Below are 7,908 nucleotides of genomic sequence, written 5' to 3'. Positions count from 1 at the left end.
GCGTTTTTGCTATGAACAAACTTCGCCTCTCGACGTACCTTTGTACGCCTTCGGGTAACCCCAAACCGCGATGCAACGCGGTTTGGGCTCAGTTTGTCCATTCCAAACATTTTTTCCTATTCCCTAAAAAAGGGCTGTAATAAATTTACAGTCCTTTTGTTTTTTACGGCTTACAGTACGCACAGGGCTGATAAAAACCGCTGTCATACTGCTCCTTGGTCATGGGAGAGACATCCGACTTATCCTGCAGATACCGACAGTCCTCTAAGTGATATTTTTTGCCCGTTGCCGTAATGAAGAACTGCTTTTCGGCATAGGGAGCCGTCTTGGACGGTGCAGGTTGTGCGGTGCTCTGCGTCGGATTGGTTACAGAAACTTCGGTCTGCACCGGATCGTTGTCAGGCGCAATGCCGGACGGTTGTTCCGGGGTCTGTCCCGTGCAGAAAGTAAGCAGTAACACCAATACTGCCACAAGCAAAACTCCGCCTGTAATATACCACTTTTTGTTCCAGCATGCGGAATGGAAAAAGGCATCCATCTTGCTTCTGTGCGTAATATAATGCGAAAACTCGTTTGCCTCATACTCCTGCATTACATCGTTTCCGATAATACTGTTTGCGGTAAGATGCCCTAAGGTAATATGCCCCAGCTCGTGTAAAAGAACTAACACCTTTTCCGAATCACTTAAATCCTCGTGCAGAAAAATAATGCGGTAGTTGTTGTCTGCATAGGTAAAGCCCTTTGCGGTGCTGACATATTCTTTTAAATGCAACGCTTCTACCAGAACGTTTACATCCTTGTCGTTATACAAATGATTAAACTCTACAATGGTGTAGCCCTCTGCCTTTGCGGCGGAACGGACAGACGTGAAATTTACCTTTTTCAGACGGTGTTTATTCACAAATGCCCGTGCTTTTTTCTGAATGTCTTTATGCATGTCCCTGTTCCTTATTGATAATATTTCTCAGCGCCTGCTTTGCGGCAATTTCTTCTTCACGGGTTTTGGGTGTGATGCCAAAATCCATGCTGCCGAACAGACGGACAGCCGCTTCTACCGGCACATCGTTGCAACGGGAGAATTCTAAAAGCATTACATTTTTGATGGTCTGAATTGCCTGGGCATCCAAGCCATCCAACAGCGAACGTGCCCCGGGCAGCATCTCATCTAACTTAAAGGTATCGCTCTCTCTGCCGTCGTTAAAGCGCTTTAAAATTTCTCTGGGATACGCGGCAGAGCCTCGAAGCATATTGTGTGTATTTTCATTATAATCGTAAAACAGAATCAAAGACAGATAGGTGCTCCAGGTCATGCGTCTTGTCTTTCTTTCAAAAGCGCCGTAGGTCTGGCGGGTTACGCCGATTAAGCCTGCCAACTCTTCCTGGGAGATGCCTGCCTTGGTGCGGAATACTGCAAGCTCTGTGGTCAATGCGGAAATGAGTTCGTTCTTCTCTTTTTCGGATACATTCCATTTCGGATCTGTGGTCATAGATAACCCTTCCTTTCTTTATCCTAGTGTATATTTATATCACCAATCATTATACCACAATGCAATAAAATTTGTCAATAGATATTTAAAGGTTCAGGAGAAAAATAAAGCATTCTGTAAGAGCCAGAGCTGTGGGAATTCCCGCATCAGATTCCAATACCCTGCCCCCTGAAGCTTAAGTTCTTTTAAAAGCTGAAATTTAGCATAAATACTTCTGGCGTTTTCAAACCACACCTCATGAGAAGTACCCGACATATCCCGATAGGTAAAGTAAGGGGACATCGCAGTCTGGTCAAACTGAATTTCCGCTCCGTGCTGGCGGGCAATGTCTACCGCTCTGCGGTTACCGATGGAGGTGGCACGGGAAGCACCTGCCACATACGGCAACGAAAAATCATAGCCGTAATTGGGAATGCCCATGATAATTTTTTCGGGGCTGACCTCTGTTACGGCAAATTCTAAAACCGCCCGCACATTCGGAAGGGGTGCGACTGCAAGAGGCGGACCGTAGGTGTACCCCCATTCATAGGTCATCACAAACAGGTAATCTGCCGCCGCACCCAAAAGTGCATAGTCGTGCCCCTCGTAAAGCTGACCCTTCTGTTCCCGGGAGGTTTTGGGTGCCGCCGCGGCAATTACGGGATAGCCGAGGCTCTTAAGCTCTGTCACAAAGGATGCGTAATTTTCCGCATCCAATCCGTTGATATACTCAAAATCCACATCAATCAGGCTAAAATTTTTTGCCCGCATGGTGTCTGCGATTTCCGAAAGCAACGTCTGCCTTGCGGTGTAATTGTTAAAAATGTTGGTGGCAAGGGCGGTGTCAAAGCGGTCTGTTGCATCTAAGGTAGATAAGTGCAATGCCCCTTTTGCGCCCAATGCATAGGCAAGGGAGAGCATTTTTTCGTCATCGGGCGGAATCAGATTGCCCGAAAAGGTCATGCCGTAGGTAAAGGGGGATAAATAGTCCACATACGGCAAGGCGGTTTTAAGCACCACATCCGATACATAGGGGTATGCATAACCGTTGGTGAGCAGACCCCTTTCGGGGCTGTCGCTGTATGCAATCACAAGCGTCTGTCCTGCGTAAAGGGCATCTGTCCCTTTTAAATAGTAGTTGTTCCGATAAAGCTGTCGTAATGAAATGCCATAGCTACTTGCGATGGAAGAAAGGGTTTCGCCCTGCCTTACGGTGTGGAGCTGTGTGGGAAAAAGCACCACTAAATCTTCACCCACCACTAAAGAGCCGTTTATGCCGTTGTTTCTTGCAAGTAAGGTGGGAGATACGTCATACATCCCTGCAATGGAGTAGACCGTTTCGCCCGGTCGGACAGTGTGAATCACCATATAAATCACCTCATTTCATCCCTATTCCGCGCCCTTTAAAAAAAGACTTGCGTTTTACAAAGAAACCTTTTATAATGAAAGAAAAGGGAGTGATTCTATGAAAAAGTATTTTACGTTTTTATGTCTGCTTTTACTGCTGATGTGTCTTGACATAACGGCTTTTGCCGCACCGCCGGATGCGGATTATGAATTGCTTTTTGCAGACGAATTTGACAAGGAAATTGACCTAAACATCTGGAAATACCGCACAGGCGAACGGCTTGGCGGTTACAACTATCCCGAAAATGTGTATATCAAGGATGGGAAAATGTACCACGAAATGCGCTATGAAACCCGAAACGGCACAGAACAGCTCACAGGTGGCGGTATCATATCCAACGAATTTTTCGGCTACGGCTATTATGAAACAAAATGCCGTCTGTTTGGCGCGACGGGCGGTATGCATTCGTCCTTCTGGAGCATGGGCTTTGGCGGGGACGGCGAAAAAACACCCAAATACAATCAGGTGTACGAAATTGACGGCTATGAAATCGATTCCCATAAGAAAAACAGAATCACCTGCAACATCAATTTAAAAATCAATGCGGTTACCGGTATACCGGGTACACCGGTAACCGATTTCCCCACCGATACCGAATTTACCTTTGGTTATGAATGGCTTCCGAATCAGATTAACTGGTATTTAAACGGAGAGCTGATTCAGTCTAAATCAGGTAACGAAATCCCCATCCACTATGCCCAGCAGAATTTATGGATTACGGGTCTTGCCAACGCAAGTCTTTCGGGCGAAATTGACAGAGCAAAGCTTCCCGGAGATGCCTGGTGGGATTATGTACATTTTTATGCGATGCCTTTAAAGGATATCAATCTTTTAGGTGCATCCGAATTTGAATACAATGAAAATCCAGACCATACACCCAAAACCTCCTTACAGCATCCCATGAGCTGGATGGAGCTTGGTGATACCGAGGCAAGCTTTTTAGAATGGAATGACAGTGCAGTCAGCGGAAACCATGTACTTTCTCACCACAGTGATAAAAAGTATACGGTTACCACCGCCCAGCGACTTTACTACATTCCCAACGGCAACTACAGCTTTTCGGTATACGCCATGTCCTCGGGCGGTCAGAAAACCGCCAAAATCCGCATTTCAGATTTTGATGGAGAAACGGTAAAAGAAATAGATATTCCAAAGTCGGATACCATGACAAAGCTTGAGATAACCGACATAGAAATCACGGACAACGGTGCTTATGTGGAAATCATCTCCGAGGCAAATGGCGGACAATGGCTGAAAATTGACAACCCGTCCCTGTACGCAACCCACGGTAAAGAGGTGGAAAAGGCAATTCCCTATACCACCGACCTTTCCGGCTATACTGTCGGCGAAACCTTCGTGAGCACGAAAAGCGATGGCTTTAATCAGTCGGGCGCATGGCAGGGAAGCGGTCTTGCAGGCTATAAGGGCGAAAAGAGTATTTTTGTGTATGAGCAGGATGGTGATGCAGCGGCTGAATTTACCATCACCGCTCCAAAAGACGGAGAATATGACATCCGCTTTTATAAGGTGGGGCACAGCAACTCGGGCAAAAAATGCCATGTGTATTACAAGCTTAACGGCAAAACGGTAGACGGTACCGCAGATTTAACCCAAGGTGGCTGGCAGGTAATCGGCACAGAAAAACTGAAAAAAGGCGACAAGGTGGTTGTGGGTATTGACAGCAAAAACGGCGGTCTGCTTCGGGCATCTGCCGCAAGCATTGCCACAAAAGGCTCTGTTGTTTTAAAGGATGTTCTGCTTTTAGAGCTGGAAAGCCCGAAGGTGTGGGCGCACGGCATCAAGAAAACGGTGGACCCCGAAAACCTTTCGGTTGTCCCCACCACCAAAAATGACCGCACCATGGTGCCTGTCCGATTCATTGCGGAAAATTTGGGTGCAACGGTAGACTATGTGGACGAAACAGAAGAAATTGTGATCCGTCTTGCAGACAACACCGTTACCCTTAAGGTCAACAGCGCTAAAATGAACGTAAACGGCAAAGAAATTGTTCTGGACGTGCCTGCTTATGTGAGAGACGGCAGAACATTCGTACCGCTCCGAGCCATTTCGGAGGGGTTAAACCAAAAGGTCAGCTGGATTCCCGATAAATTTGTCATTATCGGCGACAAAGAGGTTACACCCACCAAGGAACTCTCTACCGAGCTTGACACCATCGGAAAACAATAAGCTTAAAAAACGCCTCGTGAAAGGGGCGTTTTTGTGTAAACAAAAGAGGCTGTAAGTATTACAGCCTCTTGTTATTTGTTGAATAATTCTTCCGGCTCATAGGATTTTAAAGGGGCTAGATACCCTTTTTCCCATAGGGCATTTTCGATATCCGAAAGGATTTCATAGCTTTCTGCTAAAACGGTGTGGTAGTGATAGCCCGAGGTGGCGTTTTTTAAAAGTCCCGACTGTCCGGAGGAAAGGGCACTTAAAAAGCGGTCCACATCTTCATGGGTTCTGATGTTCAGCTTTGCAGTTACTTTATTGTAAATTTTGTGATAGATGAACACATCCTCCACTATGCCGCCCATATCCACAATTAACCGAAGCTCATCTCCTACCTCTTCGTCAGAATGGATGGTTTTCAGCACTCGTTTTGGGATTTCATCTTTTATGAGCACATACCCTCTTCCCTTTGCCGGAATAGACATGCCCGAAGCGCGCAAATAAGAAATGTCTTTTACAATAATCTGACGGCTGACCGAAAATTGCTCTGCAAAAACCCTTGCCGAGACAGGCGCTTCGGCCACCGAGAGAATTTTTACAATTTCAGCACGTCGCTGTTGACTTTTCATAACACTCCTCCGTTAAATGGCGTGTAAATTTTTCAAAGAAAGGTCCAAAATGGGTGCAGAATGGGTTAATGCACCGCTTGAAATAAAGTCTACGCCAAGGTCTGTAAGCACGGCAATGTTTTCTTTGGTTACGTTGCCCGAAACCTCGACCTCTGCTCTGCCTGCAATATATTCCATGCAGGTTTTGATTTGTTCATGGCTCATGTTGTCCAGCATGATAATATCCGCACCGGCTTCCACCGCTTCTTTAACCATGTCAAAGGTTTCCACTTCCACCTCGATTTTGCGGACAAAGGGCGCATATGCCTTTGCCATTTGAATTGCTTTTGCCACGCCGCCTGCGGCACCGATGTGGTTATCCTTTAACAGCACCCCGTCCGAAAGGTTATAGCGATGGTTACAGCCTCCGCCGATACGTACCGCATATTTCTCAAAAATACGGTTGTTGGGGGTGGTTTTACGGGTATCTAAAAGGGTGGTTTTGCTTTCCTTTAAAAGGTCGGCAACCGCTTTTGTGTAGGTGGCAATTCCGCTCATGCGCTGCAGATAGTTCAATGCGGTGCGCTCGCCCGAAAGCAGGATGCGGATATCTCCGCGCACCTTTGCAATCAACTCGCCTTTTTGAATTTGCTTGCCATCTTCGGCAAACATTTCCACCTTTGTGTCGGGGTCAAGGAGAGTAAACACGCGCTCAAACACCTGCATACCGCAAAGCACGCCGTCCTCTTTGCAAATCAAATCCACCTCGCCCATCTGAAAGACGGGCATCACGCTGTTGGTGGACACGTCCTCGCTGGTAATATCCTCCTGCAATGCGCTCAAAATCAATGGGTCTACCTGTAATTTTAAAGTTGCGTTATCAAACATAATTTTTCTCCTTTTCTATTTGGTTTAAAACCGCTTCGCGGTAGCCTTGCAGTATTTTTTCGGAATCTCCGTAAGCCGAAAGGTCAATTTCGGGTAAAACGGCCGCTTCCCGCGGATGGCTTGCCATATCCAACGCCGCCTTTTTAGCAAACACCAGACTTTCTAAAAGAGAATTGCTGGCAAGTCGGTTTTTGCCGTGTACACCGTTGCAGGCGGTTTCACCTACGGCATATACCCCCTCCATAGAGGTTTTGCTGTTTAAATCCACCCGGATTCCGCCCATGAAATAGTGCTGGGCAGGCACGACGGGAATGCATTCGTTATAAACATCATAGCCCTTTTCGGCACATTTTTCGGCAATGTTGGGAAAATGGCTTTGAATTTCATCCTTGGGAATGGGTCGCAAATCCTCCCACACATGGCTTGTGTTATCTTTGTGCATTTGTTCTAAAATGGCTTGTGTCAGTAAATCCCGAGGCTGTAGTTCATCGGTAAACCGATGAAAAGTTTTGTCATACAGCTTTGCACCCTCGCCCCGTACCGATTCGGAAATCAGAAAGCTCCGCTCCTCTTCTTCAGTATAAAGGGTGGTGGGATGAATTTGAATGTAGCTTACATCCTTTAGCTCGATGCCGTGCTTTAAAGCGACGCCGAGGGCGTCGCCCGTTAAATGCTTAAAGTTTGTGGAATGTCGGAACAGACCGCCGATTCCACCGGTGGCAAGCACGGTATACTTTGCCGAAACCGTTTCGGTTTTCCCGTCCGCCGTTCGGATGACCGCGCCCACGCATTCGCCCTCCCTTACAAGAATATCTAAAAGGGTTGTATGCTCTAAAATCTCAATATTTGGTTTTTCTTTTGCTTTTTGCAAAAGACAGCTTGTGATTTCCCTGCCCGTAATGTCCCGATGATACAAAATTCTCGGCTTGGAATGGGCACCCTCGCGGGTATACATAAAACTGCCGTCGGGATTTTTGGTGAACCGCACGCCGTAGCTTTCTAAGTCCTGTATCACATCCCTTGAAGATGCAATCATGGTGCGTACGCTGTCGGGATTGTTTTCATAATGGCCTGCCTTTAAGGTGTCCTCAAAAAAGGCATCGAAATCGTCGTCATCCCGTTGCACACAAATACCGCCCTGGGCTAAAAAGGAGTCGCTTTTTTCTGCATCCGATTTGGTGATGACCGTAACCTTTAAACTGTCGGGCAGTTGAAGGGCGCAATACAAGCCTGCACATCCGCTTCCTGCTATGAAAATGTCTGTCTGCATATCCTGCCTCCTTTGCGTAAAATGTCTAAATCTACAAAATAGTATACCATAAGTGCAAGCCGTAGTCGGCTTGCTTCATCACTCCGTGGTACAATA

Annotated in this window: 7 protein-coding genes; 1 reads left to right on the top strand and 6 read right to left on the bottom strand. The window is 46.7% G+C overall.

The window, feature by feature from the left end:
* Positions 1 to 163 precede the first annotated feature (163 nt).
* The 3 genes from IJE10_03685 to IJE10_03675 all read right to left on the bottom strand — a co-directional run bounded on the left by IJE10_03685 (position 164) and on the right by IJE10_03675 (position 2,834).
* Entirely contained in the window at positions 164 to 937 is a 774-nt protein-coding gene (locus IJE10_03685) for an ImmA/IrrE family metallo-endopeptidase (GenBank protein ID MBQ2967208.1), read from the bottom strand.
* On the bottom strand, positions 930 to 1,487 hold the full coding sequence (locus tag IJE10_03680) for a helix-turn-helix transcriptional regulator (protein ID MBQ2967207.1): 558 nt from the start codon (positions 1,485 to 1,487) through the stop codon (positions 930 to 932). The genes IJE10_03685 and IJE10_03680 overlap by 8 nt, the downstream gene beginning before the upstream one ends.
* A gap of 93 nt (positions 1,488 to 1,580) precedes the next feature.
* Positions 1,581 to 2,834: a LysM peptidoglycan-binding domain-containing protein gene (locus tag IJE10_03675; protein MBQ2967206.1), complete on the bottom strand. Its 1,254-nt coding sequence runs from the start codon at positions 2,832 to 2,834 to the stop codon at positions 1,581 to 1,583.
* A 97-nt stretch (positions 2,835 to 2,931) separates the two neighbouring features.
* Between IJE10_03675 and IJE10_03670 the strand changes: the two genes are divergently transcribed.
* Positions 2,932 to 5,061 (top strand): family 16 glycosylhydrolase, encoded by a 2,130-nt coding sequence (locus IJE10_03670; protein MBQ2967205.1) that lies wholly within the window; start codon positions 2,932 to 2,934, stop codon positions 5,059 to 5,061.
* A gap of 71 nt (positions 5,062 to 5,132) precedes the next feature.
* Here the strand turns inward: IJE10_03670 and IJE10_03665 are convergent, their stop codons facing one another.
* The 3 genes from IJE10_03665 to IJE10_03655 are packed head-to-tail and all read right to left on the bottom strand — an operon-like array spanning position 5,133 to position 7,812.
* Complete coding sequence (locus IJE10_03665; GenBank protein ID MBQ2967204.1) at positions 5,133 to 5,675, bottom strand: transcription repressor NadR; 543 nt, start codon at positions 5,673 to 5,675, stop codon at positions 5,133 to 5,135.
* 12 nt (positions 5,676 to 5,687) lie between these two features.
* Positions 5,688 to 6,542 carry a carboxylating nicotinate-nucleotide diphosphorylase gene (gene nadC / locus IJE10_03660; protein ID MBQ2967203.1) on the bottom strand — a complete coding sequence of 285 codons (855 nt, stop codon included), beginning with the start codon at positions 6,540 to 6,542 and terminating at the stop codon, positions 5,688 to 5,690.
* On the bottom strand, positions 6,535 to 7,812 hold the full coding sequence (locus IJE10_03655) for an L-aspartate oxidase (protein ID MBQ2967202.1): 1,278 nt from the start codon (positions 7,810 to 7,812) through the stop codon (positions 6,535 to 6,537). The genes nadC and IJE10_03655 overlap by 8 nt, the downstream gene beginning before the upstream one ends.
* Positions 7,813 to 7,908: the final 96 nt, after the last annotated feature.

This window comes from Clostridia bacterium (assembly GCA_017410375.1).
In the GTDB taxonomy this organism is placed as follows: domain Bacteria; phylum Bacillota; class Clostridia; order RGIG6154; family RGIG6154; genus RGIG6154.
Note: the sequence above shows the minus strand (reverse complement) of the source record. Positions and strands in the feature narration are given on the sequence as shown.

What these genes read in the sequence shown, in the direction of transcription:
- nadC (MBQ2967203.1), bottom strand. Translation starts at nt 6,542, where the DNA reads ATGTTTGATAACGCAACTTTAAAATTACAGGTAGACCCATTGATTTTG.
- IJE10_03670 (MBQ2967205.1), top strand. Translation starts at nt 2,932, where the DNA reads ATGAAAAAGTATTTTACGTTTTTATGTCTGCTTTTACTGCTGATGTGT.
- IJE10_03665 (MBQ2967204.1), bottom strand. Translation starts at nt 5,675, where the DNA reads ATGAAAAGTCAACAGCGACGTGCTGAAATTGTAAAAATTCTCTCGGTG.
- IJE10_03655 (MBQ2967202.1), bottom strand. Translation starts at nt 7,812, where the DNA reads ATGCAGACAGACATTTTCATAGCAGGAAGCGGATGTGCAGGCTTGTAT.
- IJE10_03685 (MBQ2967208.1), bottom strand. Translation starts at nt 937, where the DNA reads ATGCATAAAGACATTCAGAAAAAAGCACGGGCATTTGTGAATAAACAC.
- IJE10_03680 (MBQ2967207.1), bottom strand. Translation starts at nt 1,487, where the DNA reads ATGACCACAGATCCGAAATGGAATGTATCCGAAAAAGAGAAGAACGAA.
- IJE10_03675 (MBQ2967206.1), bottom strand. Translation starts at nt 2,834, where the DNA reads ATGGTGATTCACACTGTCCGACCGGGCGAAACGGTCTACTCCATTGCA.